This is a genomic window from Imperialibacter sp. (assembly GCF_048007035.1).
Taxonomy (GTDB): domain Bacteria; phylum Bacteroidota; class Bacteroidia; order Cytophagales; family Cyclobacteriaceae; genus Imperialibacter.
The window spans coordinates 3,240,743-3,261,121 of the sequence record NZ_CP180355.1 but is presented as its reverse complement, the minus strand read 5'-3'; the positions used below and the strand labels follow the sequence as shown (position 1 = coordinate 3,261,121).

Sequence of the window (20,379 nt, the reverse complement as noted above, 5' to 3'; positions counted from 1 at the left end):
ACTGTCTTGAGCTAAAGCTATGAAGGACAGCTACTTCAAATATTTATCAAAGTACACCTTTGCCGCTTCAAAGGTGCGGAACCAGCTATCATACCGCAGGAAGCCGTGCACTTCGTCGGGGAATATGAGCAGATCGACGTTCACTCCTTTTTCTCTGAGCGTCTCGGCAAGGTCGGTGGTTTGCTGGAAAAGCACGTTGCGGTCGTCGTCGCCATGCACGAGCAAAACCGGCGCCGTCCATTTCGAAAGGTCAGATACCGGCGAAGACTCGTAAGCCTTCTCCATCAAGTCGTCGCTGATGCCCCACCAGCCGCCGGGGCTAAATTCCTTTGCCCGGAAAGCCCAGTCATGCACGCCGTGAAGGTCAACACCTGCTTTGAAAAGCTTCGGATTTCTTGCAAGCCCCATAGCAGTGAGGTAGCCGCCGTAGGAGCCTCCCCACAAGCCTATTTTGGCTGGGTCTACTTCCGCCCTGCCTTGCAGGTATTTGCCTCCGGCTACAATGTCCTGGTATTCTGCTGCTCCCCTTGGCCCCTGGTTTTCAGCTCTGCGAAAGTTTTTTCCATAGCCTATGCCGTCCCGGTAGTTCACCGACATCACCACATAGCCCTGACTGGCCAGGTACTGGTTGAAGGCATAAGCGTTGGAATAATAACTTGAATAGTGGAAGGTCAGCAACATTTGTCTGATGGGGCCGCCATGCATGAAAATAATGGCGGGATGCTTCTCACCCTTTTTATGAGTAGCGGGCATAAATAGTTGTGCGTGAATTTCAATGCCATCGGGCGATTTGTAAATGACCTGCTCCGGCTTGACCAGCGACTTAGCAGGAAAGGCCAATGGAGCAGCCGAGGAAATTTGTTTCACGGTCGTCGCTCCAGTCGCCAGAAAACCGACAGTCTTGTCAAAGTTATACCCCATGTATTGCATGGCCAGCCCCTTCCCTGTCGCCAATGGCACCGGTGTCATTTCGCTTCCTTCTCCTTTTGTCAGTGCCTTTGGGACTCCACCTTTCACGGCCACACTATACAGATGCCTTCTGTCGATATCTCCACAGTTAGAAGAAAAATAAAGTGTACTCCCGTCTGGAGAAATTCCGCTGTCCTCTGCCTCGCAGGCGCCGGGTGTCAAATCGGTAAGCCCCGACCCATCCGGATTCATGCTGTAAATATGCATCCAGCCCTCGTGTTCTGAATAAAATAGTAGTCTGTTTGCTTTCGTCCACCGTAATGGAGCCGCCGGGTACGATTGCGCAAAGCCACCATCGTCCGAAGGGGATTTCCATACTTCTTTAGCTGCCCCCGTGACAGCATCCGCCACCATGATTGAAAATGACTCTCCACCGGTTAGGTTAGTCAGCTCATATCGTTTCAAGCCGCTGAACCTGACAAAAGCCACCTGTTTGCCGTCAGGCGACCATACGGGAATCATGTCTCTGCCTACCGATGGAGCCATCCAGCGGATTTCCCCTTTTTCTGCACTGAAAATCCCCACGAAACTATGATCTCCTCTTGAGCTGGTAAAAAGCACTTCTTTGCCATCAGGTGACCATGACTGCCCACCATTGCTGCCACGGGCCCGAAATAACAGCCTTTCACTATCAGATTCGGGAATGCCGTATTCATTGATGTTTATTTGGAAAATACCTGCCGGGCTGGAAAAAAGAATGGTGTTTTCAGTGGGATGGACGGTTGGTGAGTAGCCGTTTGCCACCCTGATCGCATCACCACCTTCTGTAGAAATAAGCCAGATAATTTGCTCGGCGCCTTCGGGGTTGCTATCGGGATTGGCTATTTCGCCGTTGCGGTTGGGTGCACTGCCTCGCACGTAGAGCAGCCATTGGTCATTCATGAAAAAGCTAAGGGAAGATATTTCCTGCCCATCATCTTTACCATAGCTGGTAAGCTGAACCGAAGGCCCATCAGGCCCTTTTGCAAAGTAGATATTTCTTACCCCCCTTTTGTTTTCAACCCACGCCATCGCATCGGTCGCCCTGCCAGCTACCAGCTCAGTGGCAAAGGGGTAAGACATCACCTCCTCAAGGCTGAACTGCGCAAGTGCGGGAAAGGATAGGATAGGAATCAGGATAACCAGCAAAAGCTGGCGGAAACGAGTGATCATTTTGTGCTTGGTTAGTCATAGGTAATTTACCCAAATGAATCGTTCCCGCCAACTGGTTTAAGTGAACTGGCTGTTATTCACTTTCCACGATCAGAAACTCCACCCTTCTGTTGAGCTGCCGACCATCAGCGGTGTTATTATCAGCAGTTGGTTTGGTGAGCCCGTAGCCTTTGAATGCCAGTCGCCCAGGGTCGATACCCTGCTTGATTAAATAATCATAAACGGCCTTTGCCCTGTTGGCGCTCAACTTCATGTTGTAGTCAGCGCTGCCCGTGTTGTCGGTGTGCCCCGATATCTCGATACGCAGTCCCGATTGGTCGGTCAGCAGCTTAACAAACCGGTTGAGCTCAGGAGTAGCTTCCTTCTTGAATGTGAACTTATCTACGTCAAAAAAGATGTTGTTAAGCCGCACCACCTGCCCCTTTTCAATTGGCACCAAATAAAGATCCTTATTGATTTCCCGATACTCCTTCAGATTGACAAGATCAAGGTTTTCGCTCACTGAAATAAACCCATCGGATTGACCCAAAAAGCCATAATTTTCACCCGAAGGTAAAATAATGCTGTAGCTACCATCTATTGCATCGCTATTGGCAACGCCTGCCTGTTTACCGGAACTCAGCACTTCATAGTTGATGCTGGCTCCCAGTGGCTCGTTTGTTTTGGCATTGAGTACCCGGCCCCGCACTACCACCACGGGTTTTGGCCTCAGTGATTCAGGAAGTCTCACCCGATATAAATCGCTCTTCCCATAGGAATCTTTGCCGTAAGAGGAGAAGTATGCGTAGTCGCCCGATGCGGTAAAAGAATAGTATGCGTCAAATTGGGGAGAGTTAATGTGAGGCCCCAGGTTTTGTGGCTCTGTCCAGTTGAGCCAGGTGTCGTCGAGGCGTCGGGTAACGAACATGTCGGAGCCGCCGTAGCCGGGCCACCCTGACGTAGAATAGTAAAGAGAAACACCGTCGGCAGCCATATAGGGGAAAATTTCGGATGCTGCTGTGTTTACAGTTGGCCCGATATTCATGGGTGCCGTCCAGGTGCCGTTTTCCCTTTTAAAACTAACATGGATGTCTTTAGAGCCAATGGAGTTGTCTCGCTGCAAAGTCATCAAAAGCGTTTGTCCGTCGGCAACAAGAAAATACTCTCCGAACTTATTGTGGTTGTAGAAGCTGTCGATATCGACTTTTACAGGAAAGCCCCACTTGTCACCTTCCTTGTGTGTGATCGAAACACCCACGCCCATCGTTCCGTCGGCATTGTAGGTGTTGAGCAGCAAGGCAGTTTGGTTATCGGGCAAAATAGACTCCAGACCGCTGTTGCTGGCATTGTTGAGGGGTCGGCCAATGTTCACTGCCGTATCAAGGCTGCCATCTTCGTTAATTTTCGCAAACCAAATGTCCTGAGTAGCCGGATCATCAAGATTCTCCGGGTGGCCTTCCCTTGTGAAGTATAATACCTTGCCATCCGGCGAAATAATGGGATTAAGGTCATCTGTAGGCGCATTCACACTTGCAGAGAGGTGTTCTATCTGCAACACCTTGTCCGCATCGGGAGACAGGTTAATCCCCACTGGAACCGGTGCCTCCGAGTCACTAATGGCTATTGCGTCGAGCTCGTTAAAGCCGGGCACCGAAGCTGTGCGCAACTCGACCTTTACCGCAGCCACCTTGTAGGTCGTTTTAGGGAACACATGTGAAAGCAGCCTACCAGCCTCACTCAGCGGTGCGGTTGAGTCGTTTTGGTAAATAACCGATTCGTTGTCTGCCTCATCGTAGAGCAGAATCCTGCTCACAGCACCTGGATTGAAGATTTCGACCACGGCTACCTGGCTGATTTGCATAGGCTTGTCGAAGCCAACTTTGATCCACTCGCCTTCAGGACTATTTTCCTTGCTGGGCGTCCAGCCGCATGGTGTCGCTCCAAATACCGGATACCTGCTTGGCTTACCCAGAATCTCTTTGGCGAGATATTGTCCTTTGTAATTGTTGTTGATGTACTCGCTGGAAAAACCAACAACTGAAGAGGCCCACTGCACCTGCTGGGCTTTTAACGTAAACATGCCTGCACACAACAGAACAGCTGTGGTAGCCCACTTTCTAAAACTTGTAGCAATCATAAATGTACCTGTGTTTTGTTAACAAAACAGCGGCTAAACAGGTACGCATCCTGGGCCAAACAAGGCCCTCTTTAAGGCCGAAAATTATAGATTAATTTTGGATACTTCTCAATAGTTATTCAATTTCTTGTAATTCCTCAGGCCACTGAAGTATCCACTCAGAATGCCGGAATGGCTCCCATCCTACACTTACCAGGTCAACTTCCGGGTCAATCAAAGGGTGGGAAGGGTGGCCATTGAGACTTACCACACAATCGACAAATACGGCCACCTCTTCCCAGCCTTTATTTTCGTATTCCTTTCTGAGATGATGAGCAAACTGCCAGATGATGTCGGGATGGCTGCTGGCCATCCTGCCTTTAAGTGAACCCAGGTAATGAGACGGACGAACTTTCACTACCTCCCCAGTTTTCTTGTTGGTGACTCGGTAAACAGCACTGCCACTCTTCGTCCGAAGCATCATATGCCACGATAACTTATGGCCTTCATCAGTCCAATGCACGTTGCCCTCAAACAAATGATGCCTCAATGGCAGCAATAGCTGAATCAGGAAATAGCCCAAAAAGAGGAAGTAACCTGGGTTGTTTAGCAAGTCCGTTTTTGGCGGCAAAGCAATTCCCAATTTCCACCTTCCAAGTAGTTTTTTTCGGAGGTCGGCACCATCGAAAAAGAAGAACAGGGTGCCCAGCATGAGGTAGGGAAAGATGCCTATTTGAAAAATAAATGAATTAAAGAGGTGAAAAGCTATCGATAAGGCGACGCCTACCCAGCGAGTCCTCTTGATTAATAACAACCAAATAATAGCTCCGTCAAAAACGATGCCCCCATAGGCAAGTACATAGTGAACCCACTTATACTGCAACACACCACCCACCAGCCAATAGTGAGACTTGCCCTTCATCCAAATTTCCATCGGCCTTGTTTCCAGCCAGTCGGGGTAAACTTTGGCGATACTGGCAAACGTATAAACGATCAGCAACTGAAGCACAAAAAAGGAGATACACCACCTGGGACAAGACGTTGATCGTTTATCAGGGTGGTAATGGGCGTCAAGAGACAAATCATCGGCTGCGGGCATCAGTGCCATGGCGTAAGCCATCAGCATAAAAAGGTAGTGATGATTGTTATAGTGGGCCTTGTGGGAGAAGTAAATGTATGTCCAGGTGAGGGCAAACGCCCAGGCTGAAAACCTGTACCGCCAGCCAAGCATGATCATGATGCCAAGCACACAAACAAAAGCAAAAACCAGGTACATCCCAATGCCTGGCAGTGGCTGCATCCAGCCTAGTCCCTGATAGGTAAAAACAACAACTGCTTCAGTATAAATTTCGGAGATTTGCCCCAGCAAAAAAAAGCTTGCTCCCTCCATAAATACGAGAAAGCCAAAAACCACCCGAAACAACACAAGGGGTGTATTGTCAACTGGTTGTGATAAGTACTGTCGATTAAGTGTCAGAGAGGAAAACACAGCAAAAAAGTTTGTGTAAAGAAATGAATCTCCGGCATAAAAAAAAGGGCCCTAAAGACCCTCTTTTTCAAACCAACCTAAACCTATCTACTAAAAACAACTATGCGTTGTTATTTCTTATTCATTTAAAAGCGTTTACGTTTCAATTGACCATTGTGTTGCCCCCGGCAGTGAAATTTTGATCTATTTCTTTCGCCAATTTTTTAGCTGTCACCAGTTTCTCAAGCTGCAGCTTTGCTTCAACCCTCATAGCGTCATCTTTTTGGCCAACGGCCGCTCCCGTCAGTACCCTTTCACCCGCTACAAACCCGGACCCATTGAAAGACGACAGGAGCGAGACGACTGCCACAATTACTCCCAGTAGGAGAATCTTTGTTGTATTTGCGTTCTTCGATTTCATAATCTCTTTGTTCAATGGTCATGAAAATAAGTCAACACTTGTGCCAAAAATTTCAACAGTCTAATAATCAAATAGTTAAATATTTCCTTTCGCAAAAAAGTGTACATATATGAACAATAACCTACCGATAGATGAACGAAACTGACCTGGCTTCAGCATCTGAAGCGCTGTTAATTCGTACAAATGGGCTGATGCTATATTTTCAATCCTCATTTTCCTAATTTTGCAGCTTTACAAACCCAATTATGAGTCAGTCACTTGAAGAAATTCGCAGTCTGGTAGAAAAAGAGGTTCAGGCCATTCATAATATCCCGGTAGATGAGTCGATACTGAACGCCATTGATGCGCTATACGAACAGATACATATTAATAAAGGCAAGATCGTCATTAGCGGCATTGGCAAAGCCGGTCAGATAGGGCAGAACATCGCCACCACTTTTTGCTCGACAGGTTCCCCTGCTGTGTTCCTTCATCCGTCGGAAGCACAACATGGCGACCTGGGAGTTTTGCAGCCCAACGACATCCTGCTCGTGATTTCCAATTCGGGCAAAACTGAAGAAATACTAAAGTTGTTGGAGCTGGCAGACAACCTGTACCCAAAAATCAAGACTATTTGCATCACCGGCCATCCGGAAAACGAACTGGGAAGAACAGCCAATATTTGCCTGAGCACCGGGCAACCGAAAGAAATTTGCCCACTCGATCTCACCCCAACGACCAGCACCACGGTGATGTCGGTTTTGGGCGACTTGCTGGTGGTAATGTTAATGAAAAAGATCAACTTTGATAAGGCTGGCTACGCCAAAAGGCACCATAGCGGCTACCTCGGACAAAAAAGCAGAATGCAATGAGTAAACTATTCCTGATAGCCGGCCCTTGTGTGGTCGAAAACGACAAAACACCTTTTGAAATAGGCAGAAAAGTAAAAGGCATCTGCGACGAGTTGGGCATCGATTACATTTTCAAGGCCAGCTTCAAAAAAGCCAACCGCACCAAGCTCAACAGCTTCACAGGCATCGAAAAAGAAGAGGCCATGGCTATTATTCAAGCAGTGGGGAAAGAACTTGGCGTGCCTACCATTACCGACGTGCACGAAAGCTATGAGCCGGCCATCGCAGCCAAATATGTAGACTACCTGCAGATTCCGGCCTTCCTATGTCGGCAAACCGATTTGCTGCTGGCAGCTGGTGAGACAGGCAAAGGCGTGAATATCAAGAAGGGGCAGTTTATGTCGCCCGAGGCGATGAAGTTTTCACTGGAGAAAGTGCTGTCCACCGGCAACAAAAATGTGTGGCTTTGTGAGCGTGGGTTCTCGTTTGGCTACGAAGGGCTGGTGGTGGATGCCACAGCTATTGCCAGGCTAAAGAAGCATGGCGTGCCCGTGGTGATGGATTGCACGCACTCTGTTCAACAGCCCAACAAAGCTGATGGTGTCACAGGAGGCAACCCCGAAATGATTGAAACCATGGCACTTTCCGCCATTGCTACTGGTGCCGACGGCCTTTTTATAGAAACCCATCCCGATCCAGCCAATGCTTTGAGTGACGGCCAAACGATGCTGCCGATTGAAAAGCTTGAGGGAATACTGAGGAAAGTGATGAAGGTGAGGAAAGCACTGGAGGGGTAAAGCACCAAAATGGCAAATCGCAAAAATCAAGTAGGCTCCAAGGGTCAAATATAAAAAAGAGAACTAGGTGAGATCAAGACTCTCAACCATAGCCTTGAGCTCATTCGGCTTGAGGTCACCTTTCTCACTCTTGTCATAGATCGTTAACAAATAGACGCCTCCAGCCTCGGCGTAGAAGTATGTAATTACTCTAGCACCACCCCTCTTTCCTTTGCCTTTGCTACCAATTCCAAGCCTAACCTTAAAACAATTATTTCCTATGGGAGTACCCAAATCGGGAGTTTGCAGAATCTCAGTTATTAGCTGACTAAACTCCTGTTTAAGAGACGGAAATTTTTTTACGAGACGTTTTAACTCCTTTTCAAATCGATGGGTGGGTATGATGCTATAGCTCATCCAACAGTTCCTGAGCTGTTTTGAGCTTAATTTTTCCTTGCTTATGTAAACGCACCTCCTCTGCAGCCTCCTTCAGGTTCTCCCAAAGCTCAGCTGAAGCCAGGGACATAGGCTTTGCATTCTTCACGAACGACAGGCTTTTCAGTACCTTCATCCCAAAAACGGCCTCTTTGTCAGGAATATCAACCAAAACTTTCATAGATTTCAATTTTTTGCTTCTTATTTCAGCCTCTAAGTGAACACGGATAAATTTAAGAAAATTCAGATGATATTTAAGCTGGCCAAAATGATGGCTCCGCAAGCCGGCTCATGCAGCAGCGAAAATCAGCATCAGGTTTCCCTTTTAGCGGGCTTCCATCCCTTGAATTTGATCAACTTGTGTATGTTTTCACTTTTGTTTTTTGATCTTAGGCCTTTGAATAGATAACCTTGATTTTTAATGCCTCCTAAATATAACATCAGGCTCCTCATTCTCGACGTTGACGGCACACTTACCGACGGCGGTATTTACATTATGGAAGACGGGAGTCAGTTCAAAAAATTTAATTCCCGTGATGGCATGGGCATCCGGCTGCTACAGAAAGCGGGCATTGAGGTTGGGATCATCAGCAATGGAAAAACCACCTCCATGGTACAGGCCAGGGCCGACATGCTGGGTATGACGAAGTGCTATGTCGGCGAAGCAAAGAAAATGGATGTGTTGGAAGCCTGGATGACTGAAATGGGCATAGGCCTTGACCAGGTGGGTATGGTGGGCGACGACATCAACGATTTGCCTGTCATGGAAAAAGCAGGGCTCTCGGCCTGCCCGGCTGATGCAGTGAAGGCAGTGAAGGAAAAAGCTGATATCGTGCTTCAGCTCAAAGGGGGCGAAGGATGCGTGCGTGAATTAATCGACAACTACTTGCTGGCCGATTGAAAATGGGGTTAAACCGGCCTATTTAGGTTTGGCAAAGCGATTATTAATCCTATTTTTGTGCAAAAATCTTACGACAGAATGAGCGTTCTAGTAAATAAAAATTCCAAAGTCATCGTGCAAGGCTTCACAGGCACTGAGGGTAGTTTTCATGCCCAGCAGATGATTGAATATGGAACCAACGTAGTAGGAGGTGTTACTCCGGGTAAAGGAGGTCAGAAGCATCTTGACAAACCCATTTTCAATAGTGTAGAAGAGGCTGTGCAAACGACGGGAGCTGATGTTTCTATCATTTTTGTACCACCAGCTTTTGCCGCTGACGCTATCATGGAAGCAGCTGACGCCGGCATCAAGGTAATTGTGGCAATCACAGAAGGCATTCCTGTAAAGGACATGATGACTGCCAAAAACTATATCAAGAATAAAAAAGTAACGCTGATTGGCCCTAACTGCCCTGGCGTCATCACCCCTGGCGAAGCTAAAGTAGGCATCATGCCTGGTTTTGTATTCAAAAAAGGAAGAGTGGGCGTAGTATCTAAGTCAGGTACCTTGACTTACGAAGCAGCTGACCAGATCGTGAAGGCGGGTCTTGGTATTTCAACAGCAATTGGTATTGGTGGTGACCCCATCATTGGCACTCCTACCAAAGAGGCTGTTGAATTGCTGATGAACGACCCCGAAACTGACGCCATCGTGATGATTGGTGAAATTGGCGGTAACTATGAGGCACTTGCTTCTGAATATATCAAGAGCACTGGCAACAAAAAGCCTGTTGTTGGCTTTATTGCCGGCCAAACAGCCCCTCCGGGCCGTAGAATGGGTCACGCTGGTGCTATTATTGGTGGTGCTGATGACACAGCAGCCGCTAAAATGAAGATCATGGAAGCCTGCGGCATTCACGTAGTGCAGTCTCCTGCGGATATAGGAGAGACACTGGCCAAAGTGCTTAAGAAATAAGTAATACATTATAACAAGCAAACCTAAACCAAAGAACAGAGCCGCCCTGCAACGCAAGGCGGCTTCTGTTTTTTCCACTTGTTTGGTTTAGAACTTCAGCGTATAGACGATGTTGGGCAACATAGCCAGCTGATAGGATTTCACAATGTTGCCAGTGCCCGCCACATAGTATTCATTCACCAGCGCCTGGTTGTTGGTAACGTTCGTTACATCAATTTTAAATTCGCTTGTCGTCTTCTTCCTGTTCTTTCTCGTGCCAATGGCCAGGTTAACGAAAAACACATCGTCGCCCTTCACTGAAAACGGATTGGCATCGTCTCTAACTTCTGTACCGAGCTCCCTGGAGGCTTCAAGGTCGATGGGACTATACCTTTGCCCGCCAATAAGCGCCGCTTTGGCGTTGACAAAGAGTACTCTGTTCTTGTCGGTACTCCCCACTTTAAATTCTTTTCCCCCTATCACATTCACGATATAATTTCCATCAAAAGCGGACGCCCTCTCAACGCCATCTTGCGCTGTGTAAAGTGACTTGTACAACGACACAGTTGACATATAGTAGAAGCCACGGGTCAGGTATTGCTCCAGCGTAAGCTCTACACCATAGTTTCTCCCGGTCCCTTCATTTACCAGCGATTCATTAACAAAAGCTCCTGAGCTGTTGATCATGGAGAAGCTGCTTGACGGATCTTTCTCCACCGGCACATCGTATAGCTGCTGGTAATAGGCTTCCAACTTCAGGTGAGTGCTCTGGTTGATCACCTGATTGAAACCCAGCACATAATGCGCCGCTTTAGTTGTTCTCAGGTTCTTGTTGGGCTGCAAAAGTGAGCCATCCTCCTGCGTTTGTTTGGCCAGATAAGCAGAAACCGGCTCCAACCGGCTATGAAGACCAAAACCTGCAGTAAAAGCCTGCCTGCTGTTGAGGTCGTACTTCAAACCAACTCTTGGCTCCACAGATTGCGTATTGTTCAAAGCAAAAAGGAAATAGTGAACACCGCTGGTCATGGTCCATGCCTCGTTGAATCGCAGTTTCCAGCTACCAAATCCCTGAAGGTTTCCTGTGTTCCCTTTGTCATTCAGCCACGTCTCCATGGTCTTGTTTTCATAATTGTAAAGATCAACTTTGGCGTTGTAGCCAAGCCTTGAGTAGATAATACCCGTTTCAAACTTATTTTTTGCATTCAGTTTGTAGTTCAAAGTGCTGGCTACTCTGACACTATTTTTATTGAGATCAATATCTTCCACATCTCTGAAGCCGGTGTCTTCATTCATGTCGTAATTCGAAGTTTGGCCCGACAGCGCAAGCGAAACAGAGTTCCTGACAAACACATTGTCATTAATAAAGTAGGTGTGATTAACACCCACTACGCCCAGGCGAGCGCCAAAGTCTCCTCTGGAAAGTACAACGTCCTCATCTTCCTCATCAGTTTCGGTTTGGCTGATATTGCTAATGCCGCCCAGGCCAAACATGGTCACGTACTGCTTCTTCCCTATTGGCAAAGCGATATTAAAAGACCCGTCCTGATACTTGGGCACGCCGTTGAAATCAAGAATACCAGCGTCGGACAGCAGCTGCAATGAGGAATAGCGATAGTTGGCTATGTAGGAACCATTATACCCTTGCTTGAAAGGCCCTTCAGCTGTAAAGTCCACTCCGAACACACCGAGAGAAGTAGTATACTCTCGGTGCTCGTTGTTTCCCTTTTTGAATTTGATGTCAAAGACTCCTGAAAGTGCATTGCCATACTCAGGCGAGAAGGCTCCGGTGAAAAAATCGGAGTTATCGAGCATATTGCTGTTCAAAGCATTCACCGGACCGCCAGTGGCCCCTTCGTTCGCAAAGTGATTGGGGTTCGGTATTTCTACACCTTCCAATTTCCACAAGATTCCCTTGGAGGAGTTTCCTCTCACCACAATGTCATTATTACCCTGAGCATCGCCGTTCACACCAGCAAAAGCTGATACCATTCGGGCGGGGTCATTAATGGCACCAGCATAGCGCTGTGTTTCCTCCACCGAAAATGAACGGGCACTGACCAGCGCCATCTCATTCAGCACTTCAGACTTGTCCTTTTTTGCAGTGACGATTACTTCATCCAGCTTGTCAATCGACTCAACCAGATCAATACTCAGAAGTACCTCCTTGGCGGAATTGACCTGAATATTTGGAATAACCTTGTCTTCATAGCCAATGTAGGTCACATAAAGCGAAGCCCTGCCAACTGGCACATTTGTAATCCTGAAGTTGCCATCCAGGTCGGTCACAGCGCCAAGTATTGGGTCGGTGCCAACTATCTGGACGGTGGCGCCAATCAAAGGGCTCTTAGCATCCTGGTCTAGAATCTGTCCTCTAACGGTTTGTGTCATTTGCTGAGAAAATGACAAAGAAGTAGCAAGCAGGAGGAATGCTCCTGATAATAAAAAAGTCTTCATGAGTGTTTTTGTGTGGTTTATTGGAAAAAGGAGGGGGAGGTATTAAAACCTCACCCCAACATGATAGCCTACCCAGGCCTTCACGTTTGTACCCGAAAAAGTCTGGTCATAAAATCCATTCTCACCGAGGCCGAGACCATAGCTACCATCAGCATTAACTGAGCGGGAAGTGGATATATTCAATATCGGGCCAGCGTTCACTGATAAGGTTTTGAATATTTTGTAGCCTACATTGACTGATAGTTTGGTCACCTGATTAAGGTCGTCCTGAAAATCATCCACTCTGTTTACCCCAAAAGAAGCAAGCTCAACGCTTGTTACAAATTTGTCTTTGATGGGTTTAAACTGCGTACCGAAACCTGCACCTACCGCCCATAGGGGATTGTCGCCTGTTTGAATTCCAACCTCAAGTACGCTGTAAAACTTATCGGTTCCCGACCTGAATGCTGCATTGATATCGGTGATGTCGTTGTAGCTCAGGGCAACTTCGTGCTTGCCAGTCCTAACAATGTTCAGAAAGCCTATTGTTGCACCCTTTTCTACTGTGTCGGCAATGTTGATGATACCAAATTGGAAGCCTCGCAGAGTTTTGGTGTAGTTGGCAAAACCAGATGCCTGCACACCATTCACTTCCTTCGCATGGTTATAAAACCCGCTGAGCTGAGCACCTTTCAGAGAATCATTGGCATAGTTAACAAAACCGGCACCCTGCACACCCTTCACGCTTTTAGCATAGTTGACAAAACCTGAGCCCTGTGCTCCGACAACGTCACCCAGTGCAAAGTTTACAAAGCCGGTTCCCTGCACCCCGGTAATATCGCCGTGAGCATAGTTCACAAAGCCAGACCCCTGGCCGCCGATCACATCACCATGGGCATAGTTTACAAAACCTGAACCCTGCACCCCAGTCAAGCCTTTGCTCATATTGACAAAGCCTGCCATTTGGGCTCCTGTCACCTGCTGTTTGACACCGTTTACAAAACCGGCTCCCTGGAAGCCTGTAACGTTTCCTCCTACAAGGTTTACAAAACCTGATAGTTGCAGGTACTTCACATCCGACCTGTCGACGTTAACAAATCCACCAAGCTCAACACCATTGACACCATAGTTGTACCCGGCAAATATGTTCAACGAAACATTGTTGAGAGATTGACCATAAGGTTTGAAGTTGGTACCCAGCACCGGAACAAACGACACCTGGAGTGCCTGCTCGCTGATAATCTCTTCAGCTACATCGCTTTTCTGATCTTCGTTTGAAGACTCTTGTGCTTTACTCGCAAAGGTTACTAAACCAAGGAGCATCATCGATAAAAAAAATTTTGAGTTCATGACTTTAATTCTTTAGAGTTCTACTTAATTTCTCTTTCCCCTATGGAAATTAAAGTCGCTGCTACCCCCACGAGCAGATGAAAAAAAATCAGGAAAATATTTTTAAGAGCACTATTATGTAGCCAAACAGGCTAAAAAAGGCGTAAAGCGGCAGTATAGCCTACCCAAACCTTAGAGTTGGAAGTTGCGCCGGAAGATTTGAAAAGTGGTCGTCCGCCAAACTTTGTAGAAAGATCCAGCGCCTCTCTGTCGGAAGAGTAATTAAAGAAATGTACAACGGGGCCGGCATTGATAGACGCCCACTTCAGGAGCCTAAATCCGAAATTAACCTGGAACCGGTAGTCACTCGGGGCGTCTTCAATCCAGGTATCCATTGGTTGCACAGTGTTTGTTGACAGCTCAAAGTCGGTATAGATTTTTTCGGTCCAGTCCACCTCTGTCCCTACTCCTATCCCCATTGACCAAATGGTGTTCTCCTGAGGAACAACACCAAGCGTCAACAAGGTGTAGAAATGCTTCGTGCCAGACCGAAAGGAGAAATTCAGATCCGTAATGTCATTGGCGCTTACGTCAAAGGCGTGAAATCCTTCCTTCACCAAGTTAAGAATACCGATGGTGGCTCCCTTCTCAACCTTTTTTGCAACGTTCACAAAACCAACCTGAAGACCATTGACGGTTCCTGCCATATTGATAAAACCGGAAGCCTGAACACCATTAACGGCGGTGGCCATATTCAAGAAGCCAGCCCCTTGAATACCCCTCACCCTTCCAGCCATGTTCACAAAGCCGGTTCCCTGAACACCGTTCATGTCGAGCAGCGTAAAGTTAGTGAATCCTGAGAGCTGTGCGCCATTGATGTTGTTGGCCACATTCACAAAGCCTGTACCCTGCAGGCCCGTGTAACGAGTACCAGCATGGTTAACAAAGCCAGAAAGCTGCGTGCCCTTCCCTCCAGAGGGGGTAAGATTGACAAAACCAGATGCCTGTACCCCATTCATTTCGCCGCCGACAATGTTGCCAAATCCGCTAGCCTGAACACCCGTTACGTCCATTCTATCCACATTGAAGAACCCACCCAATTCAACTCCACTTACCGAATGGTTGTATCCTGCAAAAACGTTCAACGAAACATTGTTCCCGATTTTGCCGCCCATCAGCCCATTAGTTCCTACCACAGGCAACAGTGACAGTTGAACCCAGCGCTGCTCGACCATGTCGACGTTGCGAATATGCTGCTTCGCTTTTCTGTTGACCAAAAACCTGACAATGTTCAAAGAATCAATGAAACGTCGGAGTGTTCTGTCTCTGGTTTCTTCGGTTGCTTCCAATGGCTGCAGCTCAATCTTAACCGGCGCTATCTGCTGATTAACAATCCTGATTACCGTGTCTTTATAGTTCTCTTTGCTGATGGCGAAAGCGGTCACGCCATCCTGAAAAAAGGTGGACAGCTTGTAAGAACCATCCTCGCCGGAAAGGGTCGATGATAAGTTATTTACGTCGTAAACACTTGTATTGGCAAGGCTTCTGCCCGTGCGGGCATCTACAACTTCGCCCACAAACTCGATATTGGACTTGTGCGATTGCCTATCTGCCACCGGCTGAATAATTATGTAGCTGCCCCGTACTTTGTAATCAAAGCTCTTTCCGAGCGTCTTTTTTAAAACTTCCTCAAGTGATGTCTCCTGAAAGCTGGCAGTAATGTTTTTATTTGGAAGCAGGTCCGGATTATAGGAAAATCTGCAGTCGGCCTGATTCGAGATTTCAGTAAGCGCCTGCCCAATCGGAAGATCAGTGAAGTTTAGTGACAGCCGTTGGTCAAGCAGGTTTTGACACCAGGCCCTACCAACAACCGCTACCAAAAAAAATGTTAAAAAAATCAGTTTTCCGGACATCCCGTTCCCTTTAAAAGAATGACGTTTCCACTTTTACTAACCTTCAGGTCGAGCGTAAGCGCAATCACATCAAGGATATTGTTCAAAGAGTCATTTTCAAAGTTTACGGATAGGCGACAGTTAGCCATTTGCTCATTTTCGAGCTCAATATCTACAAAATAGGCCTCTTCAATAGCATCTATCACGTCGGGGAGAGAATGGCCAGCAAAGGAAAGCCGACGGGTTCTCCAAAACTGATCTACTCCGGTTGAAGTAGACCCACCGGTAGAGGCCAAAAGTCCCGACTTAGCTGTGTACGTAGCTTTCTCGCCCGGGGTTAGGATAACTTCCTGTGTGCCCACGGAAAAAGAAACTCTTCCGGTAGCCACAAAAACAGCAACCGTGTCCTCCATTACCGAACTCTTGACGTTGAATGAGGTACCAAGCACCGTAATGATAGCAGGCCCGGCATGAATAACAAAAGGCTTAACGGTATCGGGCGCCACTTCAAAAAAAGCTTCTCCTTTCAAGTTCACCTGCCGAAGATTGGCAGCAAACTCCTCGGGGTATTGAATAATACTTTCTTCATTCAGGGTGATATGGGAACCATCCTGAAGGTCAACGTTTATTATCTCGGAGGCTGACGCTACCTCGGTCATCTGCACTTCGGTGAAATAGCTGCGCAAGAAATAAGTGATGCCACCCAGCAGAACCAGAGAAGCTGCAATCCGCATAATCCACGGGTTTCGACTTTCCAATTTCTTCTGGTTGCTGACGGCGGTCGCCTTAGCTGTTTTTACGTTGGCCCAGGCAGCGTCTACATCAAAAGATGTGTGTGTCGTTGCGTCGTCCATCATCACAGCACCGAGGTCTTCCCAAAGCATTTTTTGCTGAACAAAAGCCTCTTCATTTGCGGCAGACTCAGCAACCCACGTCATCACAGCCGCTGACTCTGCATCAGACGCTTCGCCGGCAAAATACTTTGCGAGCAACTCGTTGGTGACTATATGTGGACTCTGCTTACTCATCTCTTCATTTGTTCGACAACAAGATTACCATTTACCCCCATGCAAAAACAGAAACAATAAAACCGCAGGCAGATACTCGCCCAACTCTTCCCGCATGATCTTCAAAGCCTTACCCATTTGATTCTCCACGGTCTTCAACGACAAGTTCAGTTCGTCGGCAATTTCCTTATATCTTTTGCCCTCAAACCGGTTTAGCTCAAATATCTCCCGACATTTTTCCGGGATTTTATCCATGGCACTGGCAATCTTTTCTTTCAACTCCTCGAGTTCCAGAAAGTCGGTAGACTCTCCCACTGGTGCCACGTATCGTGTTCTGTCTGCATACTTCTGCTCTACCTTTTGGTGCTTAATATAGTTGAGGCAGGCATTCCTGACGGCTCCAAAAAGGTAAGACTTTATCGACGTTTTGATTTTCAGCAGATCTGTTTTGATCCACATATCGCTGAAAAGCTCCTGCACAATTTCCTCGGCTATTTCCGTATCCTTCACATATTTGAGGGCAAACGAAGCCAGCCCTGAATAATATTCACGGAAAATACCCTCGAAGACTTTTTCGTCAGCGATGTTGACAATATGGGCAGTATGTTCTATCTGATCTGACAGTTTCTGCGTGATTTCCTGCAATAATAGTGAGTTTTATATCAAAAACAGGTTGCCTGCACGGTTAAGAACAGGGCAATCGTATTTAAAACCATCTGTCGAAATTCTTCTTTTTTACCCTGGCCCTAAAGGGAAAAGAAGAATTTCAAAGCTGTTTCACCCTTAAGGGCAGCCGACGTGGAACGGGGTAATAAACAGCTTTGAAAGTAAAATGTGGAATTTGTTTTAAATGGGATTGGCCTGTTGCTAAGAAACCAAAAACAGCTACCCTAAAAAAAGAAAAGCCGGGAACGCCCCGGCTTTACAAAGTTCAAGCTTTTGCAAGGCTATTCTTCGTGTAAAATATCAACAGGGTTGCTGAAAGCGGTTTTTACCGACTGATAGCTTACTGTGAGAATGGCCAAAACCAGGGCACTCAATCCGGCGTAAGCAAATACCTCCCATTTGATGCTTGTTCTGTACTGATAGTTTTGCAGCCATACATTAGCCGCCCACCAGCCAAGTGGCACGGAGATAGCGAAGGCAATGATCACAAGCCGGGCGAAATCCTTACCCATTAACACCACAAGCTGACTGACCGACGCCCCCAACACTTTCCGGATGCCAATCTCCTTGTTGCGCACTTCTGCCATGTAGGAAGCCAGCCCTAGTAGGCCCATACATGCAATTAGTATAGCCAAACCGGTGAATACAGAAAACAGTTGACCCAGGCGCTGCTCAAATTCGAAAGCGCTGAAAAACATGGCATCAGTAAACTGGTAGCTAAATGGTAAGCCGGGTGCAAATTCGTCCCACTGCAATGTCAAAAAGCTTAGAAAGTCTTTTACGTCGGCAGCCTGATTATTTTCCGGCTTCAGTCTGACTGACAGAAAATGTGTCTCCTGATGGGTGATAGGCGCTCCGTAAGGAAACACCGCCAGCGGCTGGATCGGGCTGTCAAGCGTCCAGTAGTTAAAATCTTTAATCACACCAATGACATTGAAGCGGGCACTCCAGTAAACGAGCTTTTTGCCAATCACAGTCTCATCATTGTTCCAGCCAAGGGCTTTGACTGCATTTTCGTTCAGCACAACACTCGTACGGTCGGCCTGGAATCCCTCTTCAAAGATTCGGCCGTGCAGCACTTCAACACCCAGGGTCTGCAAGTAATTGTTACTCACGTTCATGTAGTTAATCGGCTGCTCATTCTCGGGGTCATCCTCGGTAGTGAAGCTGTCACCATCCCATATATTGGGAGGAACCGACGTAGACATGCCCACCGATGCAACCGAAGGATTGTTGCTAAGTACTTCTCTGAACGACACCCTCTTTACTGAGTCCATTCTTTGCACCTGCGGCACAATGATCAGGTTGTTCTTATCAAAACCAATATCTCTGCTTTGCAAATAAGTAATCTGGTCATAAACGATAAAAGAAAGCACGACCAGTGTAATGGAAATGGCAAACTGAAATACCACCAAGCCTCCACGAAGCAGTTGGCCGCCCTTGCCCACCTTATTTTGCTTTCTAAGTGCCTGAATAGGGCTGAAACGAGCCATGTAAAACGCCGGATAAGCGCCGGCAAGAAGAGCGGTAGAAAAAATAATTATTAGCAGGAACATGACCTTTGTGCCACTATCGAAAAGACCAAGGGTGGACAATTGGATGCCCGCCAGACTGTTGAAATAAGGAAGGCAAAGCTCAACAAGGCCTATTGCGAGGGCGGATGAGAATATTACCAGGATAAAAGACTCGGCCAGGAACTGGAAAAGCAGGTGCCCTTTCAATGCGCCCATCATTTTACGCACACCTACCTCTTTTGATCTGCTGACTGATCGTGCTGTGGCCATGTTCATGTAGTTAACACTGGCCAGCACAAGCACCATAATGGCTATTGCCGATAGTACGTACACATAGAGAATATTGCTTGTTGGCCCAAGTCTGTTAGGGGAGCTTACCGAGTGCAGCCATATATCAGACAAAGGCACAAGGTACAAATGCCAGGGCTTGCCACCAGACGTGATGGTCTCATACGCCTGGCCTGCTCTCTTGCTTGGCAGGTCAAAAATAGCTTCCCTGACTGATTCCGGGTTTGCACCTTCCTTCAACAGGGCATACGTAACAAAGCCAGACCAAAACCAAGTCGCCTTCCGGGCAGCCACTTCGGGGAACGACGACATAGAAGCAAGGACATTAAAACTGAAATGGCTATTGGGTGGCACGTCTTCCATTACACCAGTGACTTTGTAAAGCCCCTCGGTTCTTCCATCCGTCATTTTCAGCGTTTGCCCCAAAGCGTCAACTTTGCCAAAATACTTCAGCGCTGAAGACCGGGTGATGACCACCGAAAACGGCTCATCAAGAGCGGTTGAAGCGTCGCCTGCGATCATTTGAAAGGTGAATAGCTGCAAGAAGGTGGAGTCCACTGCACCCACGCCGTTGTCTTCATACGCAACCACGTTTTGCTGAGAAGGCACACTTACGAGTCTGTCACCCACCGTATACACCCTCGCCGTCTGCTCCACGCCGGGGATATCGGTGCGGATGGCATCGGAAACGCCCGGCCCCGTAGAGCCAAATGTCGGATATGCATCGCCCCAGATAAATGTCTGATCGATCCTGTAAAGCCGATCCCCCTTTTCATGGAATCCATCGTAGCTAAACTGGTAGTCGATATAAAGAGAAATAACCATAAACACTGCCAGCCCTACTCCCAATCCAAACACATTGAGAATGGAGTAAAAGCGCTGCTTGAGCAGGTTCCTGACGGCGACAGTTAGAATGTTCTTTAGCATATCCTTAAATTTTTGTCTACCCAAGCAAGACAACCATTGTACCAAACTGTAATCTATTGCTTTTCAGTTAATTACAAAAAAATGCCTTGCCTTTCCAATTCCAGTATCAAACAGAGGTGTCTGATATCGGACAGTGTAAAAAGAAAATCCCACCGAGTGGCGGGATCTTCCTGCATTAGTAACCTATGGCTTTTTCAGCTCGGGTAAAGCTCTTCTTGTGCGTTAGCCACTTCCCACCTTTTTCAATGAACCCAAGCCTACATAGTTACAATCAACATACTCTTCCTGGTCACTTCCGGAGTATTGTGATCACTTACGAAGTATGAAATAGTTTTGGATTTCT

At 47.3% G+C, this 20,379-nt stretch carries 16 protein-coding genes; 4 read left to right on the top strand and 12 right to left on the bottom strand.

The window, feature by feature from the left end; all coding sequences use genetic code 11:
- Positions 1 to 30: 30 nt before the first annotated feature.
- The 4 genes from ACMVP2_RS14075 to ACMVP2_RS14060 form a co-directional block, all read right to left on the bottom strand.
- Complete coding sequence (locus tag ACMVP2_RS14075) at positions 31 to 2,121, bottom strand: S9 family peptidase (protein ID WP_416868105.1); 2,091 nt, start codon at positions 2,119 to 2,121, stop codon at positions 31 to 33.
- A gap of 73 nt (positions 2,122 to 2,194) precedes the next feature.
- Positions 2,195 to 4,237: an OmpA family protein gene (locus ACMVP2_RS14070; RefSeq protein WP_416868104.1), complete on the bottom strand. Its 2,043-nt coding sequence runs from the start codon at positions 4,235 to 4,237 to the stop codon at positions 2,195 to 2,197.
- A 115-nt stretch (positions 4,238 to 4,352) separates the two neighbouring features.
- The gene (locus tag ACMVP2_RS14065; RefSeq protein ID WP_416868103.1) at positions 4,353 to 5,705 is read right to left on the bottom strand and encodes an HTTM domain-containing protein; all 1,353 of its coding nucleotides are present in this window, start codon (positions 5,703 to 5,705) and stop codon (positions 4,353 to 4,355) included.
- 142 nt (positions 5,706 to 5,847) lie between these two features.
- Positions 5,848 to 6,105 (bottom strand): hypothetical protein, encoded by a 258-nt coding sequence (locus ACMVP2_RS14060; RefSeq protein WP_416868102.1) that lies wholly within the window; start codon positions 6,103 to 6,105, stop codon positions 5,848 to 5,850.
- Between the two features lie 245 nt (positions 6,106 to 6,350).
- Here ACMVP2_RS14060 and ACMVP2_RS14055 point away from each other — a divergent pair, with 245 nt between their 5' ends.
- Both ACMVP2_RS14055 and kdsA read left to right on the top strand, forming a co-directional pair.
- Positions 6,351 to 6,956 carry an SIS domain-containing protein gene (locus ACMVP2_RS14055; RefSeq protein WP_339784924.1) on the top strand — a complete coding sequence of 202 codons (606 nt, stop codon included), beginning with the start codon at positions 6,351 to 6,353 and terminating at the stop codon, positions 6,954 to 6,956.
- Positions 6,953 to 7,732, top strand: coding sequence for a 3-deoxy-8-phosphooctulonate synthase (gene kdsA, locus ACMVP2_RS14050; RefSeq protein WP_151996333.1), 780 nt, complete (start codon positions 6,953 to 6,955; stop codon positions 7,730 to 7,732). Before ACMVP2_RS14055 ends, kdsA begins: the two co-directional genes overlap by 4 nt.
- A gap of 63 nt (positions 7,733 to 7,795) precedes the next feature.
- On the opposite strand, the gene ACMVP2_RS14045 is transcribed toward kdsA, so the two are convergent.
- Positions 7,796 to 8,128, bottom strand: coding sequence for a hypothetical protein (locus tag ACMVP2_RS14045; protein WP_339784920.1), 333 nt, complete (start codon positions 8,126 to 8,128; stop codon positions 7,796 to 7,798).
- Complete coding sequence (locus tag ACMVP2_RS14040) at positions 8,118 to 8,327, bottom strand: hypothetical protein (RefSeq protein WP_339784918.1); 210 nt, start codon at positions 8,325 to 8,327, stop codon at positions 8,118 to 8,120. Before ACMVP2_RS14040 ends, ACMVP2_RS14045 begins: the two co-directional genes overlap by 11 nt.
- Before the next feature lie 240 nt (positions 8,328 to 8,567).
- Between ACMVP2_RS14040 and ACMVP2_RS14035 the strand changes: the two genes are divergently transcribed.
- Both ACMVP2_RS14035 and sucD read left to right on the top strand, forming a co-directional pair.
- Entirely contained in the window at positions 8,568 to 9,047 is a 480-nt protein-coding gene (locus ACMVP2_RS14035; RefSeq protein ID WP_416868101.1) for a KdsC family phosphatase, read from the top strand.
- A 78-nt stretch (positions 9,048 to 9,125) separates the two neighbouring features.
- Positions 9,126 to 10,001, top strand: a complete 876-nt coding sequence (sucD, locus tag ACMVP2_RS14030) for a succinate--CoA ligase subunit alpha (RefSeq protein ID WP_151996329.1) — start codon at positions 9,126 to 9,128, stop codon at positions 9,999 to 10,001.
- Positions 10,002 to 10,088: 87 nt separating this feature from the next.
- On the opposite strand, the gene ACMVP2_RS14025 is transcribed toward sucD, so the two are convergent.
- From ACMVP2_RS14025 to ACMVP2_RS14000, 6 genes are all read right to left on the bottom strand, one after another.
- Positions 10,089 to 12,434 carry a TonB-dependent receptor gene (locus ACMVP2_RS14025; protein ID WP_416868100.1) on the bottom strand — a complete coding sequence of 782 codons (2,346 nt, stop codon included), beginning with the start codon at positions 12,432 to 12,434 and terminating at the stop codon, positions 10,089 to 10,091.
- A 42-nt stretch (positions 12,435 to 12,476) separates the two neighbouring features.
- The gene (locus ACMVP2_RS14020; protein ID WP_416868099.1) at positions 12,477 to 13,763 is read right to left on the bottom strand and encodes a hypothetical protein; all 1,287 of its coding nucleotides are present in this window, start codon (positions 13,761 to 13,763) and stop codon (positions 12,477 to 12,479) included.
- A 131-nt stretch (positions 13,764 to 13,894) separates the two neighbouring features.
- Positions 13,895 to 15,655: a DUF4974 domain-containing protein gene (locus ACMVP2_RS14015; RefSeq protein WP_416868098.1), complete on the bottom strand. Its 1,761-nt coding sequence runs from the start codon at positions 15,653 to 15,655 to the stop codon at positions 13,895 to 13,897.
- Positions 15,640 to 16,662 (bottom strand): FecR family protein, encoded by a 1,023-nt coding sequence (locus tag ACMVP2_RS14010; RefSeq protein WP_416868097.1) that lies wholly within the window; start codon positions 16,660 to 16,662, stop codon positions 15,640 to 15,642. The genes ACMVP2_RS14015 and ACMVP2_RS14010 overlap by 16 nt, the downstream gene beginning before the upstream one ends.
- A gap of 24 nt (positions 16,663 to 16,686) precedes the next feature.
- Entirely contained in the window at positions 16,687 to 17,286 is a 600-nt protein-coding gene (locus ACMVP2_RS14005; protein ID WP_416868096.1) for an RNA polymerase sigma-70 factor, read from the bottom strand.
- A 302-nt stretch (positions 17,287 to 17,588) separates the two neighbouring features.
- Positions 17,589 to 20,036, bottom strand: coding sequence for an ABC transporter permease (locus ACMVP2_RS14000; protein ID WP_416868095.1), 2,448 nt, complete (start codon positions 20,034 to 20,036; stop codon positions 17,589 to 17,591).
- Positions 20,037 to 20,379: the final 343 nt, after the last annotated feature.